19 protein-coding genes and 1 pseudogene are annotated in these 20,395 nt (G+C 71.3%); 10 read left to right on the top strand and 10 right to left on the bottom strand.

From position 1 onward, the window contains the following. Positions 1–81 precede the first annotated feature (81 nt). The 3 genes from ACIBBB_RS06870 to ACIBBB_RS06860 all read left to right on the top strand — a co-directional run bounded on the left by ACIBBB_RS06870 (position 82) and on the right by ACIBBB_RS06860 (position 3,515). On the top strand, positions 82–2,160 hold the full coding sequence (locus tag ACIBBB_RS06870; RefSeq protein WP_398979488.1) for a SpoIIE family protein phosphatase: 2,079 nt from the start codon (positions 82–84) through the stop codon (positions 2,158–2,160). Between the two features lie 67 nt (positions 2,161–2,227). Further along, entirely contained in the window at positions 2,228–2,620 is a 393-nt protein-coding gene (locus ACIBBB_RS06865; RefSeq protein WP_398979486.1) for a winged helix-turn-helix domain-containing protein, read from the top strand. Between the two features lie 145 nt (positions 2,621–2,765). Beyond that, positions 2,766–3,515, top strand: coding sequence for a hypothetical protein (locus tag ACIBBB_RS06860; RefSeq protein WP_398979484.1), 750 nt, complete (start codon positions 2,766–2,768; stop codon positions 3,513–3,515). Between the two features lie 497 nt (positions 3,516–4,012). On the opposite strand, the gene ACIBBB_RS06855 is transcribed toward ACIBBB_RS06860, so the two are convergent. After that, positions 4,013–4,873, bottom strand: a complete 861-nt coding sequence (locus tag ACIBBB_RS06855) for an ABC transporter substrate-binding protein (protein ID WP_398979481.1) — start codon at positions 4,871–4,873, stop codon at positions 4,013–4,015. Positions 4,874–5,349: 476 nt separating this feature from the next. Between ACIBBB_RS06855 and ACIBBB_RS06850 the strand changes: the two genes are divergently transcribed. Both ACIBBB_RS06850 and ACIBBB_RS06845 read left to right on the top strand, forming a co-directional pair. Then, entirely contained in the window at positions 5,350–5,835 is a 486-nt protein-coding gene (locus ACIBBB_RS06850; protein ID WP_398979479.1) for a cation:proton antiporter regulatory subunit, read from the top strand. Between the two features lie 6 nt (positions 5,836–5,841). Continuing rightward, a complete protein-coding gene (locus ACIBBB_RS06845; RefSeq protein WP_398979477.1) occupies positions 5,842–7,086 on the top strand; it encodes a cation:proton antiporter in 1,245 nt (414 codons plus the stop codon). A 112-nt stretch (positions 7,087–7,198) separates the two neighbouring features. On the opposite strand, the gene ACIBBB_RS06840 is transcribed toward ACIBBB_RS06845, so the two are convergent. Further along, positions 7,199–7,774 carry a TerD family protein gene (locus ACIBBB_RS06840; protein WP_398979475.1) on the bottom strand — a complete coding sequence of 192 codons (576 nt, stop codon included), beginning with the start codon at positions 7,772–7,774 and terminating at the stop codon, positions 7,199–7,201. Positions 7,775–7,980: 206 nt separating this feature from the next. Here ACIBBB_RS06840 and ACIBBB_RS06835 point away from each other — a divergent pair, with 206 nt between their 5' ends. Next, positions 7,981–8,379: a BlaI/MecI/CopY family transcriptional regulator gene (locus ACIBBB_RS06835; protein WP_398980060.1), complete on the top strand. Its 399-nt coding sequence runs from the start codon at positions 7,981–7,983 to the stop codon at positions 8,377–8,379. A gap of 4 nt (positions 8,380–8,383) precedes the next feature. After that, positions 8,384–9,352: a M56 family metallopeptidase gene (locus tag ACIBBB_RS06830; protein WP_398979474.1), complete on the top strand. Its 969-nt coding sequence runs from the start codon at positions 8,384–8,386 to the stop codon at positions 9,350–9,352. A 108-nt stretch (positions 9,353–9,460) separates the two neighbouring features. Here ACIBBB_RS06830 and ACIBBB_RS06825 read toward each other — a convergent pair whose 3' ends face one another. The 7 genes from ACIBBB_RS06825 to dhaK all read right to left on the bottom strand — a co-directional run bounded on the left by ACIBBB_RS06825 (position 9,461) and on the right by dhaK (position 16,605). Next, positions 9,461–9,916, bottom strand: a complete 456-nt coding sequence (locus tag ACIBBB_RS06825; RefSeq protein ID WP_398979473.1) for a tellurite resistance TerB family protein — start codon at positions 9,914–9,916, stop codon at positions 9,461–9,463. 84 nt (positions 9,917–10,000) lie between these two features. Next, positions 10,001–11,641 carry an FAD-dependent oxidoreductase gene (locus ACIBBB_RS06820; RefSeq protein ID WP_398979471.1) on the bottom strand — a complete coding sequence of 547 codons (1,641 nt, stop codon included), beginning with the start codon at positions 11,639–11,641 and terminating at the stop codon, positions 10,001–10,003. Positions 11,642–11,677: 36 nt separating this feature from the next. Then, a complete protein-coding gene (locus ACIBBB_RS06815) occupies positions 11,678–12,271 on the bottom strand; it encodes a PadR family transcriptional regulator (RefSeq protein WP_398979469.1) in 594 nt (197 codons plus the stop codon). A gap of 70 nt (positions 12,272–12,341) precedes the next feature. Then, the gene (locus tag ACIBBB_RS06810) at positions 12,342–14,381 is read right to left on the bottom strand and encodes an FAD-dependent oxidoreductase (protein ID WP_398979467.1); all 2,040 of its coding nucleotides are present in this window, start codon (positions 14,379–14,381) and stop codon (positions 12,342–12,344) included. Between the two features lie 146 nt (positions 14,382–14,527). Next, on the bottom strand, positions 14,528–14,938 hold the full coding sequence (locus ACIBBB_RS06805; protein ID WP_398979465.1) for a PTS-dependent dihydroxyacetone kinase phosphotransferase subunit DhaM: 411 nt from the start codon (positions 14,936–14,938) through the stop codon (positions 14,528–14,530). Continuing rightward, on the bottom strand, positions 14,935–15,534 hold the full coding sequence (gene dhaL / locus ACIBBB_RS06800) for a dihydroxyacetone kinase subunit DhaL (protein WP_398980057.1): 600 nt from the start codon (positions 15,532–15,534) through the stop codon (positions 14,935–14,937). The genes ACIBBB_RS06805 and dhaL overlap by 4 nt, the downstream gene beginning before the upstream one ends. A 78-nt stretch (positions 15,535–15,612) precedes the next feature. Next, positions 15,613–16,605 carry a dihydroxyacetone kinase subunit DhaK gene (dhaK, locus tag ACIBBB_RS06795; RefSeq protein ID WP_398979463.1) on the bottom strand — a complete coding sequence of 331 codons (993 nt, stop codon included), beginning with the start codon at positions 16,603–16,605 and terminating at the stop codon, positions 15,613–15,615. A gap of 688 nt (positions 16,606–17,293) precedes the next feature. Here dhaK and ACIBBB_RS06790 point away from each other — a divergent pair. Continuing rightward, a pseudogene (locus ACIBBB_RS06790) lies at positions 17,294–17,416 on the top strand (LLM class F420-dependent oxidoreductase); the annotation flags it as partial. A gap of 193 nt (positions 17,417–17,609) precedes the next feature. Here the strand turns inward: ACIBBB_RS06790 and ACIBBB_RS06785 are convergent. After that, positions 17,610–19,391 (bottom strand): PucR family transcriptional regulator, encoded by a 1,782-nt coding sequence (locus ACIBBB_RS06785; protein ID WP_398979461.1) that lies wholly within the window; start codon positions 19,389–19,391, stop codon positions 17,610–17,612. 273 nt (positions 19,392–19,664) lie between these two features. On the opposite strand from ACIBBB_RS06785, the gene ACIBBB_RS06780 reads away from it, so the two are divergent. Continuing rightward, positions 19,665–19,796, top strand: a complete 132-nt coding sequence (locus tag ACIBBB_RS06780) for a hypothetical protein (protein ID WP_398979459.1) — start codon at positions 19,665–19,667, stop codon at positions 19,794–19,796. A 104-nt stretch (positions 19,797–19,900) separates the two neighbouring features. Continuing rightward, a complete protein-coding gene (locus ACIBBB_RS06775) occupies positions 19,901–20,329 on the top strand; it encodes an Hsp70 family protein (RefSeq protein ID WP_398979457.1) in 429 nt (142 codons plus the stop codon). Positions 20,330–20,395: the final 66 nt, after the last annotated feature.

The following is a 20,395-nucleotide window of genomic DNA, read 5'->3' as shown; positions in this document are numbered from 1 at the left end:
AAAAGCCCACCAGGAACGTTATGCGTTGAGATGTAAGGAAAGTTAGGCTTCTTACATCATCTCTACTTCCGGAGCGGGCACATGGCAGGACGGAACCGCCCCGTCATCGGTGCGGACGAGCGCCTCGCCCTGAACCGCATGGGCAGCTTCGACTGGGACCTGAGGCACAGGACCCTCGAACTCGATGCGGCAGGGCTGGCCGTGTTCGACCTGCGCGCGGGGGAGTACGACGGCGACCCCGAGTCCCTGCGCCCCCGACTCCCACCCGAGGAGAGCCTGCGCCTCGACTCCACGGTGGACCGGGCGATCCGCGGCGGCCGCTCGTCGTACGGCGCGTACTTCCAGGTCAAGCGCCGTAACGGAGTCCACCAGTGGACCCATGTCCGGGCCCGTATCCTGCGCGACGACCGGGGAACCCCGCACCGCGTCATCGGCATCGTCCGCAACGCGAGCACCGAGCTGACCGAATTCGCCGAGATCAGCCCCCGGGAGGCCGGCCGACGGCGGCTGACCACGATCCTCCAGGGCATCACCGAAGCCCTTTCCCGCGCGGTCACCGTCGACGACGTCACCGACGTCCTGAGCGACAGCGGCGGCCTGGAGCGTGTCGGTGCCGACGGGCTGGCGCTCGCCGTCGTCGACGGCGGCTCGGTGAGACTCGTCGCCCTGTCCGGAGTCCCCCTGGACATGCCGGGCGACCTGTCCGCCGCCCCGCTGGACGAATCGACGCCGCTCGCCGAGGCGGCCCTCACCCGGCGTGCCCGCTTCTCCACCTCGCTCCCCGGACCCGGCGAAGCCCCCGAACTCCCCGAAGCCGCCGACGACCTGACCCGGCTCGGCCCGTACGCCTGCGGCCAGGGGTTCGACGCGGCGGCCTTCCTCCCGCTCGTCGCCGAGGCACGTTCAGTCGGCGGCCTCGCGCTCTTCTACCGGGGCCTCACCCGCTTCACGGCCGAGGACCGCAACATCTGTCTCGGTCTGGCCGGCATCGTCGCCCAGTCGCTCCAGCGCGCGATCCTCTTCGACCAGGAGCGGGAGTTCGCCACCGGACTCCAGGCGTCCATGCTGCCGCGCGACATCCCGGCCTTCTCGGGCGCCGAGATCGCGGTGCGCTATCACGCCGCCTGGAGCGGCAGGGAGGTCGGCGGCGACTGGTACGACGTGATCGCCCTGCCGCGCGGACGGGTCGGCGTCGTCGTGGGCGACGTCCAGGGACACGACACACACGCCGCGGCGATCATGGGCCAGCTGCGGATAGCCCTGCGCGCCTTCGCCGGCGAGGGCCATCCACCGGCGACCGTCCTCGCGCGGGCCTCCCGCTTCCTGGTGGAGCTGGACACCGAGCGCTTCGCGACCTGCACGTACGCCCAGCTCGACCTCTCCACCGGGGCGGTCCGCGCCGTCCGCGCCGGACATCTCGGCCCGCTCGTCCGGCACACCGACGGCAGAACCAGCTGGCCCCATCTGCGCGGCGGGCTGCCCCTCGGCCTGGCCACCGAGTTCGGTCAGGAGGACTTCCCCGAGACCAGGCTCGACCTGGTGCCCGGCGAGACGTTCGTGCTGTGCACCGACGGTCTCGTGGAGGAGCCGGGACTCGACATCACGGAGGGCATGGGGGAACTCGCCCACGCCGTGCGCACCGGGCCCGGCGGGGCGGGCCCGCTCGCCGACCATCTCGCCGACGGGCTGTGGCACCGCTGGGCGACCGGCGACGACGTCGCGCTCCTCGTCGTGCACCGGGCCCCCGACCCCGGCACCCACCAGGCGCCCCGTATCCACCAGTACATCCACCAGGCCGACCCGGAGGGCCTGATCGAGACCCGCGCCGTGCTGCGCCAGGCGCTCGTGGACTGGAACATGCCCGCCCTCGTCGACGACGTGGAGCTGGCCGCCGGAGAGATGCTGGTGAACGTGCTGCTGCACACCGAGGGAGGCGCCGTCCTCACGCTGGAGGTCGTGCCCGGACCTGCCCATCGGGTACGGCTCTGGGTGAAGGACCGCTCCAGCGCCTGGCCACGGCGGCGGTGGCCGGGCGAGGCGGCGACATCGGGGCGCGGGCTGCTGCTGATCGACGCCGTCGCGGCGCGCTGGGGGGTGGAGCCGCGCGGGGACGGCAAGGCCGTGTGGTGCGAGTTCACCCCGGCGGGCCGCGCCGCCTGACCGGACGCGGGACGCCCGGAACGCGCACCGGGGGCGAAGGGCCTCCTGTGGCAGGGACAATGATCCGGTGACCTACCGCTACGACGTACTCGGCGCGACCCGGGCTTTCGGCCCGGACGGCGCCGAGGTGCCGGTCAGCGGGGCGAGGATGCGCGCACTGCTCACCGCGCTCGCCGCCGCCGGCGGCCGCACGGTCCCCGCCGGCCGGCTGGCCGCGCAGGTGTGGGACGACGCGCACGAGCCGCCCGCCGACGAGCCCGCCGCCCTCCAAGCCCTGATCGGACGGTTGCGGAAGGTCCTGGGCGGCGACGCGATCGCCTCGGTGCCCGGCGGTTACCGGCTGGCGGCTGCTGGAGACCGTCGCCGAGTACGCGGCCGGGCGGCTGGACGAGTCCGGCGAACGGGAAGCCGTCGAACTGCGGCATCTGCGCGCCTATCGCGAACTGGTACGCCTCGGTGAACCCGAGCTGCGCGGCCCCCAACAGGCAGACCGGCTCGCCCAGTTCGAACGGGAGCACGACAGCGTACGGGCCGCGCTGCGCACCGCGCTCCGCCACAAGGACGTACGGGAACGTGAACAGGACGCGCTGTGTCTCGTGCTCTCCATGAGCTGGTTCTGGCAGCTGCGCGGCCACCAGCGCGACGCCCGCGAGTGGTCCACGGCCGTGACGGAACTCGGGCCCGACCCGTTCGAGGCGCCCGTCCGTCCCGCCGTACCGCTCGCCGACCCGTGCGTCGACCTCCCGCCACCCTGGTCCGAGGAGCAGGTGTGGGAGGCCAGACGCGGTGTGCGGCTGCTGCGGTTCGCGAGCGGCACGGGGACGGCCGGGGACGAGGGTGACGGAGGCTCGGGCGACAGCGGCGGCGAGTTCTGGGGGAGCGCCGGCACCCGTGCGTACCTGGCTCGGATCGTCGCCGCCTACCGGGCCGATCTGCCCCAGGTCTGCCGGCGGCCCGGTGTCATGTGGTTCTTCGCCGGGCTGATCGTCGGCGAGTGGCGGAGCATGGGCGAGGCGCTCGACGCCATGGTGGACGCCTGCCGTGCCCGCCCCGGCAGGGGCTGGGACCTCGGCCTCGCTCGGACGCTGCGCGGAAGGATGCTCGACACGGGTCCCGACAACGAGGACCGGGCGGCGCGGGACGCCGACGAAGCGGTTTCGCTGCTCGAAGGGACCGGTGACCTGGTGATCCTCGCCGAATCCCTTGCGGGAGGCCGTCGAGGAAACCCGTGGCCACGCGGGGCGTACCGGCGGGACGGCCCGGCTGCTGCTCGCCGGCCGTTACGGCCGTACCGGACGCACCGCCCTCGCCCGCGACCAGCTGACCACGCTGGAGGAGGAAGCCGGCTTCCGTGAGCACGCCCTTCAGATCGGTCTGACCGAGGGCCTGCACGGCTGGCTCGACTGGCTCGACTGCCTCGACTGCCTCGACACCGAGTACGAGCGGGCCCTGGGCCATCTGCGGGAGTCGGTACGCCTGCTGGACAGCCTGGCCCACCTCGTCGCACCGCAGTTGATCGTCAGTCAGTTCCTCTGCGCCGCCTGGGCCAAGACCGGCACCGGCGAAACGGCCGACGGCGCACGGCTGTTGGGCGCGTACGGACGGCACACCGGCCGAGCCGAGAAGTTCCTCTTCCACCCCTACCCGGCCGGCTACGAGAGGGAGATCCGCCGACGGGCGGAGGCGGAGGTACGGGCCGGGCTCGACGAGGAGACCTGGGCCCGCGCGTACGCCGAGGGTGGCGCCCTCTCCGTGAGAGAGGCCGCCGCCCTCATCTGACCGGACCCCACCGCGCGTTCGGGCCCACGCTCGCCGACCGGATGCCGGCGCGGTGCCCGTACCGCGCCCGCCCCTACAGCGCCGCCGCCACCGCGTCCACGAAGCGCGCGTGCCCCCGGTGGCTGCACGGCGCCTCCGGATTCCACGCCACCGTGCGCGCCCGCTCCCGGAGCGCGCGCCAGTGGCTGTCGCCCCTGAGCGCGTCGGGTGTGGCCGCGTTCGCCCGGATGTCGCCGAGTACGACGTCCGGATCGAGCGCCAGCGCCTGCTCCCAGTCGGTCGTACGCCAGTTGGCGCCCGCCCCTTCCCCGGGATCGAGCAGATCGACGCCGAGCGCCGTCAGCGCCCTCAGGTCCGGCCACGTGCCGGGCCGAGCGAGATGTACGGAGCCGGGCCCCGCGGCCGACAGGGCGAGCACCCGGGCCGCGGCGGGGCGGGCGGTGAGCGTACGGAGCCGGGCCTCCGCCCACTCCAGATCGTGGGTGTCGGGCTCGTGCGGCGCGCCGAGCGAGTGGGCGAGCGCCGTGAACCGGTCCCTGATCCCGTCGAGCGGCCGGTCCTTGCCGACGTCGATGACGATCACGCCGACCTGCTCCTCCAGATGCTTGGCCGCCTCCGGATCGATGCCGTAGATCTGGCCGCCGCCGTAACTGACGGCCACCAGCAGATCCGGTCCGGCGGCGAGGACTGCGTCCGGATCGACCGAAGAGCCACCGCCGAAGTCGAGAGTGCGGTCGAGCGGCAGACCGCCCGCCTTCGCGGGGTCGGGGGAGCCGCCGTCGTGATGCGATCCGAAGATCCCCATGGGGCGCAGGCCGTGGTCCCACAGGGTCGCGCCCGCCTGGATGTAGGCGACCACCCGTTCCGGGCGGTGGGGTGCGACGGTGAGATGGCCGCGATCGTCCGTGAACTCCCAGCTGCTGTCCGGGGACATGGCTCGCCTCATTCCGCTCTCGTGGTGCGGTGTTTGAGTGTGACCCTGCCCGGCGGACGGCGCCGGGACTCCAACCGTACGCCGATCAGGCCACGTTGAGTCCGGCCCGGACCGCCGCCCGCGTCAGTGCCGGGAAGGCCGAGAGGCACCGCCGTCCCGGCGGTCGTAGACACTCCGTGGTTACCACGAACAGCCAATATCCCCATTGATAACCCTAATTAGCCCATTTTATTTTACGTTAAAATGGCTGGAGAGTTGCCGCCGCACTGTTGAGTGCTGGGCAACTCGTTGCGAATCGGGGCCGAGGTGGAGGGGCAGCTCATGGGCGAGCGCACCCGTACCCCCTTAATGACCCGGCCGGCCGCCCGGGACTGACGGGCCACCGCCGTGCCGAATGGCGGAGAATTCCCTCACCAGGGGCCCCGCGCCCGCACACCTCCGACGCATGCCCGCATGCCCGCATGGAGCGCCTTCCTATGGAGCACACCGCTCACGTCAGCAAGACCGCCCTGCCCGGGGTCGGTACCCGCTACGACCTCAATACCGACTCGGGCCGCCATATCTCTGTCGTGGTGCACCAGGACGGGCGCCGCATCGTCGGCTTCCACGACCCCGACGACGACGACAACTGCAAGGACTCCACCCCGCTCGCCCCGTACGAGGCGACGGCGCTGTCCAAACTCCTGATGCCCGACCCGGTCGGCCATCTGCACCAGCACCTGGAGATCGACCTCGTCACCGAACACATCCCGGTCACCACACGCTCCCCCTTCGCGGGACGCACGCTCGGCTCCACCCAGGCCCGTACCCGCACCGGCGCGTCCATCGTCGCCGTGCTGCGCCGGACCGACGCCGTCCCCTCGCCCACCCCGGACTTCCGCTTCGCACTGGGGGACACGCTCGTCGTCGTCGGCACCAGGGAAGGCGTGGACGCCGTCGCCGAACTGATCACCGGAGGATAATCGCCCGTGCACGACACGACCGCGCTGCTCATCGAACTCGGGGCCGTCATCCTCGGCCTGGGCCTGCTCGGCCGGCTCGCCGGGAGGGTGGGCTTCTCGCCCATCCCGCTCTATCTGCTGGCGGGACTCGCCTTCGGCCACGGCGGCCTCGTCCCCATGGCGGCCAGTGAGGAGTTCTTCGCCACGGGCGCGGAGATCGGGGTCATCCTGCTGCTGCTCCTGCTCGGGCTGGAGTACAGCGCCTCCGAACTCGTCACCAACCTCAAGACCCAATACCCCTCCGGCATCGTCGACTTCGTACTGAACGCGCTGCCCGGCGCGATCGCCGCGCTCCTGCTCGGCTGGGGTGCGGTCGCCGCCGTCGCGCTGGCGGGCGTCACCTGGATCTCGTCGTCCGGTGTCATCGCCAAGGTGCTCGGTGACCTCGGCAGACTCGGCAACCGCGAGACCCCTGTCATCCTCGGCGTACTGGTCATCGAAGACCTCGCCATGGCCGTCTATCTGCCGCTGCTCACCGCGCTGTTGGCCGGACTGAGCCTCGCGGGCGGCAGCCTCACGCTCCTCATCTCGCTCGGCAGTGTGGGCATCGTGCTGTACGTCGCGCTGCGCCACGGCCGGCTGATCAGCCGCGCGGTCTCCTCCGACAACCCGGAGATGCTGCTGCTGGTCGTCCTTGGACTGACCGTGCTGGTCGCGGGCGTCGCCCAGGAGCTCCAAGTCTCCGCCGCCGTCGGCGCGTTCCTCGTCGGCATCGCGCTCTCCGGGGAGGTGGCCGAGGGCGCCCACAACCTGCTCGCGCCGCTGCGCGACCTCTTCGCCGCGGTCTTCTTCGTGTTCTTCGGTCTGAACACCGATCCGGCCGACATCCCGCCGGTGCTCGTGCCCGCCCTGATCCTGGCCGTCGTCAGCGCGCTGACGAAGATCGCCACGGGCTGGTACGCCGCGCGCAGAGCGGGCGTCAAGACGGCCGGTCGCTGGCGGACGGGCGGCGCGCTCGTGGCGCGCGGGGAGTTCTCCATCGTCATCGCGGGGCTGGCCGTCGGGGTGGAGCCCCGGATCGGGCCGCTGGCCACCGCGTACGTACTGATCCTGGTCATCCTCGGGCCGCTGGCCGCCCGTTGGACCGAACCGCTGGCCCGGCGCCTCACCCGGAAGCCCCCGCCACCGGCTCCGCCGGTCACCGAGGAGACCGTCACGCGGGAGGCGCCGGCCGCTCCCGGACCGGCCGACACGGCTCATTCGCACGGCTGAGGCCCACCGCCCGGGGCCCGGACACGCCGAAGGGGCGCGGAACGCGCGTCACGCGCCCACGCCCCTTCGTGCGTGCCGCCGGGAGGGCGGTCACGAGCACGAGCCGTCAGGCTCAGACACCGACACCGAAGTCGGCGGCGATACCGGACAGGCCACTCGCGTAACCCTGGCCGACGGCGCGGAACTTCCACTCGGCGCCGCTGCGGTACAACTCGCCGAAGACCATCGCGGTCTCGGTGGACGCGTCCTCGCTGAGGTCGTAGCGCGCGATCTCGGTTCCGCCCGCCTGGTTGACCACGCGGATGAAGGCGTTGCGGACCTGCCCGAAACTGTGGCCACGGGCCTGGGCGTCGTGGATCGACACCGGGAAGACGATCCTGGAGACCTCTGCCGGCACGGCGGCCAGGTTCACCTTGACGACCTCGTCGTCACCCTCGCCCTCACCGGTCAGATTGTCACCCGTGTGCTCGACCGAACCGTCAGGGCTCCTGAGGTTGTTGTAGAACACGAAGTTCTGGTCCGTGCCGACCTTCCCGGCCTCGTTGACCAGCAGGGCGCTGGCGTCCAGGTCGTAGTCGGTGCCGGTCGTGGTGCGTACGTCCCACCCGAGACCCACCAGGACGGCTGTCAGCCCCGGCGCCTCCTTGGTGAGCGAGACATTGCCGCCTTTGGACAGGGAAACTCCCACGCTGCTCCTCCTGAGTTGAGCTGGTGACCGCGTTGAAAATCCACAACACTGTAGAAGTGTGTACGGGGCGGCAAAGCCGCCACGCCGGGGCCACGCCGGAGCTGCGCCGGATGGCCCCGGGCCGCACGTCGGCAGTGGAGGGAGACGGTGTGAGGGCACAGGCCGGTGGGGACGGCGACCGGGACCGTGACCGGCGGGCCGGGGAGGTGTCCGGCGGCGCCGACGCGAACGGGCGGCCACGTCGGCGCGGCCAGGGAGAGCTGGAGGCCCAGGTGCTCGCCGTGCTGCGGCAGGCGCCGGGGCCGGTCAACGCGGGCTGGGTGCTGGACCGGCTCGGCGGGGACCTGGCGTACACGACGGTCATGACGATCCTGACCAGGCTCCAGGCCAAACGGGCCGTCACCCGCGAGCGCGTGGGCCGGTTCTTCGAATGGTGCGCGACCTCCGACGAGGCGGGGCTGGCCGCCCTGCGGATGCGCCGCGTACTCGACGCCGAGTCGGACCGCGAGGCCGTACTGGCCCGCTTCGTCACCACGCTCTCGTCGGACGACGAGCGGCTGCTGCGTGACCTCCTCAATCTTCCCGAGGACGGGACGGAGGGCTGACGGGATGGGAGTGTTCGTCCTGCTGCCGCTGTTGCTGCCCCTGAGCGCGCTGCCGATCGCGCGCCTGGCCGAGCGGCATCTCCATCCCCGGGTCGCCACACGGCTGTTGTCGGCGCTGGCCGCCGTTCTCGCACTGTGCAGCACGGTGTGCCTGGGGCTGCTGGTGGTCGTCGGTACCGTGCAACTGCCCGGCCATCCGCTGCCCGACGCGTGGGCCGATGCCTTGGCCGAGGAGGAAGGCCCTCCGACCGCGCCGTACGAGGAAGCCGCGGGCAAGGGGGCCGTTGTCGCACTCCTCGCCGTCGCCGCGTCGTGGTCGACCGCCGCCCGCAGGCACCGGCGTGTCCGCCGCCGGGCGGAGCACGCGCTGGCCGGGGTGCCGGACGGCGAACTCGCCGTACTGACGGACGAGGCAGCATACGCGTACGCCCTTCCCGGCGCGCGGAACCGGCCGGCCCGCGGGCGCTCCGGGGGCCGGATCGTCGTCTCCACAGCCATGCTCGCGAGTCTGGACGCCGGCGAGCGCGCGGCGCTCGTCGCCCATGAACGCGCACATCTCGCCGGTCACCACCACCGGTATCTGCTCGCCGTCCGCTTCGCCGCGCGGGCCAACCCGCTGCTGAGGCCGCTGCGGTCGGCCGTGGCCTACACGACGGAGCGGTGGGCGGACGAGGAGGCGGCCCGGGTGACGGGCGAGCGGCGGGTCGTGGCGCGGGCCATCGGCAAGGCCGCCCTCGTCTCGCGCGGCACGCCCACCCCGACGCTGGCGGGCTTCGCCGCGCCGGGACCGGTGCCGCGCCGGGTGGCCGCGCTGCTCGGACCGGAGCCGTCGGCCGTCAGCTGGCCGCCGGTCTTCACCGCGGTGGGTCTGGCGGCCTGGGCGGCGGCGGCCGGGACGCTCGGATCGGCGCTCTCGTCCGCGAACGCGACGGTCACACTCTTCCTCGTACTGAAGGCGGCGGGCCCGCTCTGAGAAACGGGTGTCGCGGGTGAAACGGGTGGCGCGACGAAATCGCCGGACGGCCCGCACCCGCGGCCGTCCGGCGATCGAGGACGGAGTGCGTAGCTCGTCCGGGACGCCCTAGACGTCGAACTCCTGCGGCTGGAGGTCGAGCGCCAGGCACGCCTCGCGTACGACACTCCGCTCCTGCGCGTCGAAGTTGCCGTCGGCGCCGCCGATGATGATGCCGATCTGGATGACGGCACGCGCCTCCGCAGGCTTCTTCTTCGCCTTGGCGACCTCCTGAAGCACATCGACCTTGCCGAGCGCCGGGTCGGCGAGGAGCTTGTTCAGATACTCGTCGAAGCGCCTCTGCAGATCGGCGGGCGGGAAGTTCCGCAGCACGTCGTTGCTCGTGATCAGCTGCGTGACGCGCTGACGCTCGGCCGGGTCGATGGAACCGTCGGCCGCCGCGACCAGGGCGCACATCGCCATGCTGGCGTCGCGGAACGAGCCGCTCTTGAGGTCGTTCTTCTTCGCCTCCAGCTGGGTCTGCATCGTCTGGGCGGATTCCTTGATGCGATCCCACAGGGCCATGAGTGCTCCGTATGTCTCGGGCCGCCCGTACCGGGAGGAAGGCCGGCGCGGACAGTAGCTGTTTCTACAGTGATGTAGAAGTTATCAGGTGCCCCAGGTCCGACCGATCCCCGTGGTGTCACCCTCGGACTCCCGCCACATCGGCGGCTCGGCGGGCGTGCGCGGCACCGGCTCGAAGAGCACGGCTCGGGCGACGCGCGGCGCGAACAGCGCACTCAGCGGAGCCGCGAGGTGCAGCACGGCACGGAACGCCGTACCGACGACCGGATGTCCGCCCGCCCGCCGCTGCACACGCGTCAAGTACCAGGTCGACGGCCGGTCGGCGGCGCTCGTACGGGCCGCGTTGCCGACCGCGCCCGGCATCTTCTTGTCCGCCCCGGCCGAGATGTCCCACGCCTGCCGCGAGGAGGCGAGGATCGCCCGCTGCACGCGCCGGGTCGTGGGTGTACGGCGCCGGTCCGTCAGCGCCTCGCGCAGCGCGACCGCGTTGAGCGCGGCGACGGTCATGCCCTGCCCGTAGACGGGGTTGAAGGCGCACAGCGCGTCGCCGGTCGCGAGAAAACCCGCCGGGCGGCGGCCCGGACGGTCGTACCGGCGGCGGACGTTCGCCATGTTGCGGAAGGAGCGCACGGGCGAGTCCGGCTCGGCCCGCATCAGCCAGTCGTGCAGGAACGGGTGGGGGAGCGACGCCGCGAAGCCGGCGAACTCCTCCTCGTTCGAAGGGGGTTCACTCCCGCGTAGCCCGGAGAACGTGACGAGATAGCGGCCGTCCTCGATCGGCAGCGCGACGCCGCCGGACAGCTGGGCGGGGTTGGGGACGACGTAGTAGCCGATGGTGTCGGTGGTGCCGTCGTCCTTGCCGGGACGGTAGGCGCGGGTGGCGTAGACGAGTCCGGTGTCGAGCGTCTCCTCCCGCGCCGGCTCGGCGCCGACGGCCGAGAGCCAGGCGGGCGCCCGCGACCCGCGGCCGGAGGCGTCCACGACCAGATCGGCGCCCAGCGCGCGGGTGACGACGCCGGCGCGGGCCGCGGCTCCGTTCTTCGCCGCGTTCTCGGTTCTCTCACCCGTTCCGGCTCCACGCTCCCGGAGCAGTACGCCGGTCGTCCGGAACGCGTCACCGAGCAGGCCCACGACCTCCGTGCGCTCCACGGTCCTGATCCGCGGATCCGCCAGGACCCTGCGGCGTACGACCCATTCGAGCAGCGGGCGGGAGGGGGTGAGGAGATGGCCGGTGGCGGGCGTACGGCGATACCACGTGCCCGCCTGCCACTGGACCATGTCGCTCGGCATCCCCACCCGGGGCGCGCCGTGTTCCCGTAACTCGGCGACGATGCCGGGGAGGAGGGTGTCCAGCGCCAACTGGCCCCCGCCGAGCAGGACATGGATATGGCTGCCCTGGGGGACACCGGAGCGTGGCCGCGCCCCGTCGGGGAAACGGTCGCGCTCGACGATCGTCACGCGGTCGGCGTGCGCGGTGAGTACGTGCGCCGCGAGCAGGCCGGCGATGCTGCCGCCGATCACCACCGCGTGGCGCGCGGGCCGGCCGGTGTGCCGGTAGGGAGGTGTCCGGTCCTCGGGACCGGATTCCCGGCCGTCCGGGTCGTCGTCCATGGCCATGTCTCCGGTTCCGTACGGCAGTTGATCGCGGGGGTCCAGTATGTCGGAGCGCGTGTACGGTGCCGGACGGTCGTGGTGCGCGGTGGTGCTCGGTGGTGCGCGGGCCATGAGGTCCGGTCCGGGCCCGCGCGCGCCGTACTCCGGTTACGCGCCGTCAGGTCCGGCGGGCGTGGTCGGCGCTGCTGGTGCGGTGCTCGCCTCGCTGAGCGCCTCGGTGAGCCATTCGACCCACATACGCTCCAGCTCGATTCCGGCGCGCAGGACCAGATGCCGCAGCCGGTCCGCCTCCGTCGGCCCGGCCGGCTCCGCCCCCTCCGTCCTCGGCGCGAAGTCCCGCGCCTCGATGTCCGTGTACTCGGCCAACTGCCGCTCGTGGAGCGCGAGATGGCGGCGCAGCTCGTCCGGGAGTCCCTCGGTGCCGACCACTGCCGCCGCCCGCATCCTGAGCAGCAACGGGTCGCGGACGGGCCTGGGATCCTCCCTGCCCGACACCCACCCGGTCAGCTCGGCGCGGCCGGCCGGCAGCACCTCGTACTCCTTCTTCCGTCCCCGCGCCGGCTGCGCGGACTTTAGCGCGCGGATGCAGCCCGACTGTTCGAGCCTGCCCAGCTCCCGGTAGATCTGCTGATGCGTGGCGGACCAGAAGTAACCGATCGAGCGATCGAAGCGCCGGGTGAGCTCCAGGCCCGAGGAGGGTCTTTCGAGGAGGGCGGTGAGGATGGCGTGGGGGAGGGACATGAGCGCATCCTAAAAGTTCCGGCCATTCCAGGACCTGCCCATCTGGCGGCGGCTGGTCGTGGACACCGGTTCAGATCGTGGCGGCCAGCCGCGTCCCCTGGTCGATCGCACGCTTGGCGTCGAGTTCGGCGGCGACGTCCGCCCCGCCGATGAGATGCGCGGCGGCACCGGCCGCGCGGAGCGCGTCGTACAGCTCACGCCGTGGCTCCTGCCCGGCGCACAGGACGACCGTGTCCACCGGCAGGAGGGTGGCCGTGCCGTCGACCGTCAGACGCAGCCCCTCGTCGTCGATCCGGTCGTAGACGGCTCCCGCGATCATGGTGACTCCCCGGTGGCGCAGTTCGGTGCGGTGGATCCACCCGGTGGTCCTGCCGAGCCCGGCGCCGACCTTCCCCGTCTTTCGCTGGATCAGGTGGACCGTCCTCGGCGGCTTCGTCCGTACGGGTGCCCCGAGTCCGCCGGGGGAGCGGTAGCCGGTGTCGACTCCCCACTGCCGGAAGTAGGCTGCCGCGTCCAGGCTTGCCCGCTCGCCGCTGTCGGTGAGGTATCCGGCCACGTCGAAGCCGATGCCTCCCGCGCCGATGATCGCGACGCGCTCGCCGACGGCGGCCCCGCCGCGCAGCACGTCGAGGTAACTGACCACGCGCGGGTGGTCGATGCCGGGGATCGGTGGCGTACGCGGCGTGACACCGGTCGCCACGACGATCTCGTCGTATCCGGCCGCACCGTCCACCAACTCTCCGACCGTGGCCGGGGTGTTGAGCCGTACGTCGACCGCGAGCCGTTCGAGCCGGCCACGGAAGTAGCGCAGCGTCTCGTTGAACTCCTCCTTGCCGGGGACCAGTCTGGCGACGTTGAGCTGCCCGCCGATCTCGTCCGCCGAGTCGAACAGTGTGACCGAGTGCCCGCGTTCGGCGGCGGACACGGCGCAGGCGAGCCCGGCGGGACCGGCCCCGACGACCGCGACCCGCTTGGCACGCCGGGTGGGGGAGAGGACCAGCTCGGTCTCGTGGCAGGCCCGCGGATTGACCAGACAGGAAGTGATCTTCCCGCTGAACGTGTGGTCGAGGCAGGCCTGGTTGCAGCCGATGCAGGTGTTGATCGTATCGGCGTGCCCGTCGCGCGCCTTGGCGACGAAGTCGGGATCGGCGAGGAAGGGGCGTGCCATGGAGACCATGTCGGCGCGCCCGTCGGCGAGCAACAGCTCTGCCCCCTCGGGGGTGTTGACCCGGTTGCCGGTGATCAGCGGTACGGAGACCGAACCCATCAGCGCCTTGGTCACCCAGGTGTAGGCGCCGCGTGGGACGGACGCGGCGATCGTCGGGATGCGTGCCTCGTGCCAGCCGATCCCGGTGTTGATGAGCGTGGCACCCGCCGCCTCGACCTCCTTGGCCAGCGTCACGACTTCGGCGAGCGAGGAGCCTCCCGGCACCAGGTCGAGCATCGACAGGCGGTAGATGAGGATGAAGTCGGGTCCGACGCGCTCCCGGATACGGCGGACGATCTCCAGCGGGAAGCGGATGCGGTTCTCGTAGGTGCCGCCCCACCGGTCCTCGCGCAGATTGGTCCGCGCGGCGATGAACTCGTTGATGAGATAGCCCTCGGACCCCATGATCTCGACGCCGTCGTACCCGGCCAGCCGCGCCAGTTCCGCCGCCCGTACGAAGTCCTCGACCGTCTCCTCCACCTCGTCGTCGGTGAGGGCGTGCGGGACGTGGGGGCTGATGGGCGCCTGGAGGGCGCTCGGCGCCACCAGGTCCGGGTGGTAGGCGTACCGCCCGAAGTGCAGGATCTGCATCGCGATCCGGCCGCCCGCCGCGTGCACCGCCGAGGTCACCTGCCGGTGCCGCTCGGCCTCCGCCTCGGTCGTGAGCCGGGCGCCGCCCTCGTACGGCCGTCCCCGGTCGTTGGGCGCGATGCCGCCGGTCACCATCAGACCGACGCCGCCGCGTGCGCGGGCGGCGTAGAAGGCGGCCATGCGGGCGAAGCCGTTCTCGGCCTCTTCCAGGCCGACGTGCATCGAACCCATCAGCACCCGGTTCGGCAGGGTGACGAACCCCAGGTCGAGAGGGCTGAGCAGGCGGGGGTACGGGGTGGGGCGCGGGTCCATGCGGGGGCTCCTCGGGCGACGGCTGCGCTCCAGTAGTAGCCCGGTCGGCCCACTTTATGCAATCAGTTGCACAAAGTGTGGCCCGTCTCTCCCCGCGTACGGTCTCCGAGGCCCCGCCGCCCGCAGCCCGCCGCCCGGCGGGGGCGTCAGACCTTGCGGTAGCTGTACGCCTCCACGGCCGCCGCCTCCACCGCGTTCAGGTCCGCGCCCGCCGACGCCGTCACCACGGCCGCGACCGCGCCCTCCAGAAAGGGCGCGTCCAGCAGCCGTGCGCCCTCCGGCAGTTCGTCGCCCTCGGCCAGCAGCGACTTGACGGTCAGCACGGCACTGCCGAGATCGACCAGAAGGGCCACGCCCGCGCCCCGGTCCACCTGGGCGGCGGCCCCGGCGATCAGCTCGGAACTCGTCCCGAGACCGCCGTCCGGGGTGCCGCCGGCGGCGGCCACCGGGGCGGTCGTGCCACCGCCGGCGAGCCCGACCGCCAGCTCGGCGACGGCCTCCGCGACCGCCCGGCTGTGCGACACGAGCACGATGCCCACCGGCTTCTCGGTACTCATTCGCCCGCCGTCGCGGCGAGAGCCGCGATCAGAAGCGCGGAGGACGTGGCTCCCGGGTCCTGATGCCCGATGCTGCGCTCGCCGAGATAACTGGCCCGGCCCTTGCGGGCCTGAAGCGGCACCGTCGCCAGCGCGCCCTCCTCCGCCGCGGCCGCCGCGGCCGCGAAGGAGGTGCCGAGCGCCGCCACCGCGGGCTCCAGCGCGTCGATCATCGTCTTGTCCCCGGCCTTCGCGCCGCCCAGCTGCGCCACGGCGGCGACCCCGGCACCCAGGGCCTCGGCCAGCTGGGCGGGCGTGACCTCGGCGGAATCGCCGAGCGCCTTGCCCGTACGCCGCAGCAGTGTCCCGTACAGCGGCCCCGAAGCGCCGCCCACCGTGGAGATCAGCTGCCGCCCCGCGAGGGTCAGCGCCGCCCCGGGCGTGGCCGGCGGCTCCTTCTCCAGCGCCCCGGTCACGGCCCGGAAGCCGCGCTGGAGATTGCTGCCGTGATCGGCGTCGCCGATCGCCGAGTCGAGCTGGGTGAGACGGTCCGCCTCCCGTTCCACGGAAGCGGCCGCCGTCGTGAGCCACCGGCGGAAGAAATCGACGTCGAGCACCTGCTCGGAATCCTGGTCGGACACAAGGTCTCCTCGAAGAGCGTCGGGCGTACGTGTCGGATGTACCCGCCCGTGGGGTCAGCGCCCCCAGCGCAGAGCGGGCGTCTGCACCGGCGCGTCCCACAGCCGCAGCAGATCCTCGTCGACCTGGCAGAGCGTCACCGAGCACCCGGCCATGTCGAGCGAGGTCACGTAGTTGCCGACGAGAGTACGGGCCACCGCGACGCCCCGCTCGGCAAGCACCCGCTGCACCTCGGCGTTGAAGCCGTACAGCTCCAGCAGCGGGGTCGCACCCATGCCGTTGACGAGCGCGATCACCGGACCGGACGGACGCAGATCCTCCAGGACCGCGTCGACGGAGAAGTCCGCGATCTCACGCGACGTCATCATGGCGCGCCGCTCACGCCCCGGCTCGCCATGGATACCGATGCCCAGCTCCAGCTCGCCGTCCGGCAGGTCGAACGTCGGGCTGCCCTTGGACGGCGTGGTCACGGCACTGAGGGCGACACCGAAGCTGCGCGCGCTCTCGTTCACCTGCCGCCCGATCGCCTCGACCCGCTCCAGCGGCGCGCCCTCCTCGGCGGCGGCGCCGGCGATCTTCTCGACGAAGAGGGTGGCACCCGTACCGCGCCGGCCCGCCGTGAACAGACTGTCCGTCACGGCGACGTCGTCGTTGACCAGTACCTTGCCGACACGGACGCCCTCGTCCTCGGCCAGCTCGGCGGCCATGTCGAAGTTGAGGACGTCCCCGGTGTAGTTCTTGACGATGAACAGCACCCCCGCCCCACTGTCGACAGCGGCGGCGGCCCGCACCATCTGATCGGGCACGGGACTGGTGAAGATCTCCCCCGGACAGGCCGCGGAGAGCATCCCGGGCCCCACGAACCCGCCGTGCAGCGGCTCATGCCCGGATCCACCGCCCGAGACGAGCCCCACCTTTCCCTCGACGGGCGCGTCACGGCGTACGACCACACGGTTGTCCACATCGACGGACAGCTCGGGATGCGCGGCGGCCATCCCCCGCAGACCATCGGCGACCACGGTCTCCGGGACATTGATGAGCATTCTCAACGGATCCTCCTCGAACGGTTACCAGCCAGGCCTCTGAGCTGGGTTTCGCCTGGTCAGTCGATGTGTGGTGGGCCGTGCACCTTGGCGGTCGGTGACGGTCCACGGCGCTCCCTGGCGGGGGTGTTGCTGAGTTCATGCTGACTTTCCTGACGGGTCATCAGGCCCGTTTCGGGTCTGGTCTTTGCCCGTCCCGGCGCAATCAGTATCGAAGAGGCAGGCGTGATCGTGAAGCCTGGCGCGCGGGCATCGAGTGGTCTGTGGGCGGCGGTCCTGGCCGGTGCAAGTTGATGCCGGTTGGTTGGTCGAGAAGCGTACGACGGCCGCTGTCGACTTCAACGGATTCCGATGACCCACCACGTGGAGTGCGTGGCGATCCTGAGCCGGCCGCGAAGGGCACCTCACTGCGGGTTCGGGTGGTGTGCGTTATATGCACTGTGGGCGTTACCGGCGATATCTTGACGCGAAACGACGCTCGTTCTGATGGCCAGTCAGGTGCTGTGCGTCGCTGCTCAGAGGATCTTTTGCTGCGGACATGGCAGGCGGCCGGAGAATTTCGTGGTGCCCAGCGGTACCCGGCACGAACTGCTCACGGAAGCATCTGCGGCCGGAAGACGTCCGGGTTATCGACCTTCCTGAGGAGCCGCCGCTGCGCCGCCAGTGGCCGGAGGACGCCTGGGGCCCGGAACCCGCCCGGTACGTCGACGCGGGATTCGACAGGCTGGTTATGCGGAACGCCGGGCCAGACCCCGACGGCTTCCTTGACTTCTGTCAGCGCGAACTCGACGGGCGCCTTCGCCAACTCAAGCCCAACAAAGGGCCCCCACGACACAGACGACATCTCCCACCCCGGCCGAGCCCGCATCCGACGCCGGGACGATCAGATCACGGCAGAAGAGAAGCGGACCTCCTCAACGACTTCAGGGCCAGGTACAGGTACTGGAGAGCAGCGCTCGGCAGCCCGGCCAACCGTGCTGGCCCCGCTTGCACAGCTGTTGTACGGGGCATCAGCCGGATCCGCCCAGCACGATCGTCCACACTCGGGTCGCCACTTGGAGGTTGAGCCGGTCCTCGACGTTCGAGAGGTCGTTGCCGCTGATGTCGCGGATGCGCTGGAGCCTATAGCGCAGTGTGCTGCGGTGGATCGCGAGGGACGCGGCGGTCTCGTCGTAGTTGCCGCCGCAGTCGAAGTACCGGGACAGGGTCTCTACCATGGCCGCGTGGTTTCGGGCGTCGTAGCTGATGAGTTGCCCGAGCCACTCGTGGACGAACGTCTCCAGTTGCCGGTAATCGTTGTCAGGTCCCAGGATGCGGTAAAGGCCGAGTTCGTCGAAGAACGTCATGCCGTATCGCTTGCGGGAGTGGCGGCGCACTTCCAAGGCGCGCTGCGCCTCCTGGTAGTGCTGGGGGATGTCATCCGGGGAGTCGCACGGGGCGCTCACTCCGATCGTCCCGGACGATGTCCCCGTCTCCAGCGCGAGCGCCTCGTACAGCGCTCGGGCGTGCGGCCTGTCGTCGGCGACCAGGACCACGTGGTCGGAACGTCGGGTCAGCAGTGAGCGCATGCCCACGGCAGAGGCCGCCCGGCCCACGGTCTGCGCGAAGGAATCGTCCGCACTCCGGTCCGACCACCGCACCACGACGATGTAGTGGCTGCGGTGCAGGTCGTGTCCGACTGCCTCGGATCGGGCGTAGGCGCTTGTCTCGTCCGTTCCTGCCAGCAGTTCGTCGGCCAGGTCGCGTCGCAGCCTCAGCTCGACTTCGGCCAGATTACGCAGGTGCGCCAGCTCCGGGGCGAGCGACGTGGCGGCCTGTTCCAGCGCGAGCACGGTGTACTCGTCTGCCTCGCCCTGGGAATCGACCAGAGCCAGCATGCCCAGGATCTCGCCGTGCGGGCGGACCAGAGTGATCAGCCGGTCCTTGATCCGCACCGGCCCGGCCTCCCGGGCGACGGCGTGCAGCAGTTCGTCCTGGCGCACGGGGTCCGGTTCTGGATAAGGGTCGGGTCGGCTGGGGCCCGTCCAGGACCTCAGCCGACCGAAGCGGTCCTCGACCAGTGCGGGTAGTCCAGTCAGCCCGTGGAGTGCGCGGGTGACGGCTTCCTCGCCGCCGCCCGAAGCAGCGACGTCGGCCACGAGCGCGTGAATGGCCTGCTGGTACGCCAGCTCAGCCACGACGGCGATCAACTGCCGCTGGAGGGCTGCGCGTTCCTCCCTGAGCCGGTGCAGCTCCAGGTCCTCCTCGCGTCGGCAGCGGTGTGCGAAGGCGACTGACAGAGCAGCAGCGGTGTGCCGGACGTGTGTGGCGAGCAGGGACCGCTCGGCTTCGTTGGGCCGGGAGTGGGACGTCACTACGAGATAGCCGTGGAATCTATCCAGTCCGCGCAGCCCCAGGGCCTGGCCCCAGGGCCTGCCGGGTACGGTCACAAGACCGTCCTGCCCGGCCAGCTCCCGCACCCTTCGGTCCACGGCCGAGGCATGGATCAGCCGGTTCCTCGGGCTGGGGACCAGGTCACCGTCCACTTCGAGGTAGCCGGCCTCGGCGCTGTACGGCCCGGCGGCGGCTATGTGGTCCATGGCCAGGCGCAGGATCTCGCTTTCGTTCGGGGTGTCGAACAGGGTGCGAGATAGCGCCGTCAGTTCGTGGAGGGCATGGCCGGCTGGGGGCCGAGCAGGTGGGCGGAGCTCTCTCCGCGCGGCAGCGGCGGGCCGCCGGGCGCTGTCCCGCGAAATACTGCTCCCCCGGTCGGAGTAGCGGCGGTACAGGTGGTGCGCCCGGCTCCTGGCCATCGAATCACTCCCGAGCCTTCAGGGGACGAGGCGAGTGGTGTTTCGGGTACCCGCTCGCGGGCGGCCCCATACGAAATGTTCGTATTCTCACCTTAATATTCATGGGGTGACCGGGCTCGTGCATTCTGGCCGGCCAGGCGCAGGCGTGGAGCCACTCGGCTCGCCATGCTGGGGTGCGTTCGAAACCTCCATGCGCACCCGCAGGAAAGGCTGGGCCATGGCTGAGCAGCACCGCGTCGTCTCCGTCTTGCTCCTCGCCATTACGAGCTGATCTTGGGAACGCTGGTCGGCGAGCTGTTCAGCATGAGGTTGCCCGCCGGGCTGGTGCGGTTGCGGGATTGTGCCTCGCTCGGCTCGATGCAGCCGAGCCGGTACGAGGTGGTCGCGGCGAGGCAGTACCTCTGACTGGCCCGCTGCAGACCACCGGCGGAGGTTCCTGTCCGTGCCTGAACGAAAGTGATCGGAGACGGCGCAGGCATCTCCGGGAGGAGTTCCCCATTGCCAGGACAGTGGGCATCGACCTGGGGCACCACCAGCTCGGTGATCGCCGTGTGGGAGGGCGGCGAGCCGTCCACTGTGCCCCCAACACCGAGGGCAACCGCATGACACCGTCCGTGGTGGCCGCCACCGCCACCGCCACCGACGCCGCCACCGAAACCGGCGAGCGCCTGGTGGGCCGGATGGCCCGGCGCCAGGCGATTCTCAACCCCAAGGGGACCATCTACTCGGCCAAGCGGTTCGTCGGCCGGCATTCGGACAAGATCTCCGACGAGGCGAAAGCGGTGGCGTACGACATCGTCGAGCGCGACGGAGGGGAGGCACCCTCCAGGTGCGCGACAAGCTGTACGCGTCCGAGGAGATCAGCGCACAGGTGCTGCGCAAACTCACCGACGACGCCTCTGAACGGTGGCGGGGTCACTTCCTGGTCGGCGACGTGAGGGGACAGCCTCCGTGACGATGGCAGGCCATAGGTCACTCGGTTCTCCTCCAGCCATCGGAGGCGA

The organism is Streptomyces sp. NPDC051217, from assembly GCF_044455465.1.
Classification (GTDB): Bacteria; Actinomycetota; Actinomycetes; order Streptomycetales; family Streptomycetaceae; genus Streptomyces.
This window is presented reverse-complemented; position numbering and strand designations above follow the sequence as displayed.

Bases quoted from the DNA above. Each gene is read 5' to 3' on its own strand.
- ACIBBB_RS06870 (WP_398979488.1), top strand. From the start codon at position 82: ATGGCAGGACGGAACCGCCCCGTCATCGGTGCGGACGAGCGCCTCGCC.
- ACIBBB_RS06860 (WP_398979484.1), top strand. From the start codon at position 2,766: ATGAGCTGGTTCTGGCAGCTGCGCGGCCACCAGCGCGACGCCCGCGAG.
- ACIBBB_RS06855 (WP_398979481.1), bottom strand. From the start codon at position 4,873: ATGTCCCCGGACAGCAGCTGGGAGTTCACGGACGATCGCGGCCATCTC.
- ACIBBB_RS06850 (WP_398979479.1), top strand. From the start codon at position 5,350: ATGGAGCACACCGCTCACGTCAGCAAGACCGCCCTGCCCGGGGTCGGT.
- ACIBBB_RS06830 (WP_398979474.1), top strand. From the start codon at position 8,384: ATGGGAGTGTTCGTCCTGCTGCCGCTGTTGCTGCCCCTGAGCGCGCTG.
- ACIBBB_RS06825 (WP_398979473.1), bottom strand. From the start codon at position 9,916: ATGGCCCTGTGGGATCGCATCAAGGAATCCGCCCAGACGATGCAGACC.
- ACIBBB_RS06820 (WP_398979471.1), bottom strand. From the start codon at position 11,641: ATGGCCCGCGCACCACCGAGCACCACCGCGCACCACGACCGTCCGGCA.
- ACIBBB_RS06815 (WP_398979469.1), bottom strand. From the start codon at position 12,271: ATGTCCCTCCCCCACGCCATCCTCACCGCCCTCCTCGAAAGACCCTCC.
- ACIBBB_RS06810 (WP_398979467.1), bottom strand. From the start codon at position 14,381: ATGGACCCGCGCCCCACCCCGTACCCCCGCCTGCTCAGCCCTCTCGAC.
- ACIBBB_RS06805 (WP_398979465.1), bottom strand. From the start codon at position 14,938: ATGAGTACCGAGAAGCCGGTGGGCATCGTGCTCGTGTCGCACAGCCGG.
- ACIBBB_RS06785 (WP_398979461.1), bottom strand. From the start codon at position 19,391: ATGGCCAGGAGCCGGGCGCACCACCTGTACCGCCGCTACTCCGACCGG.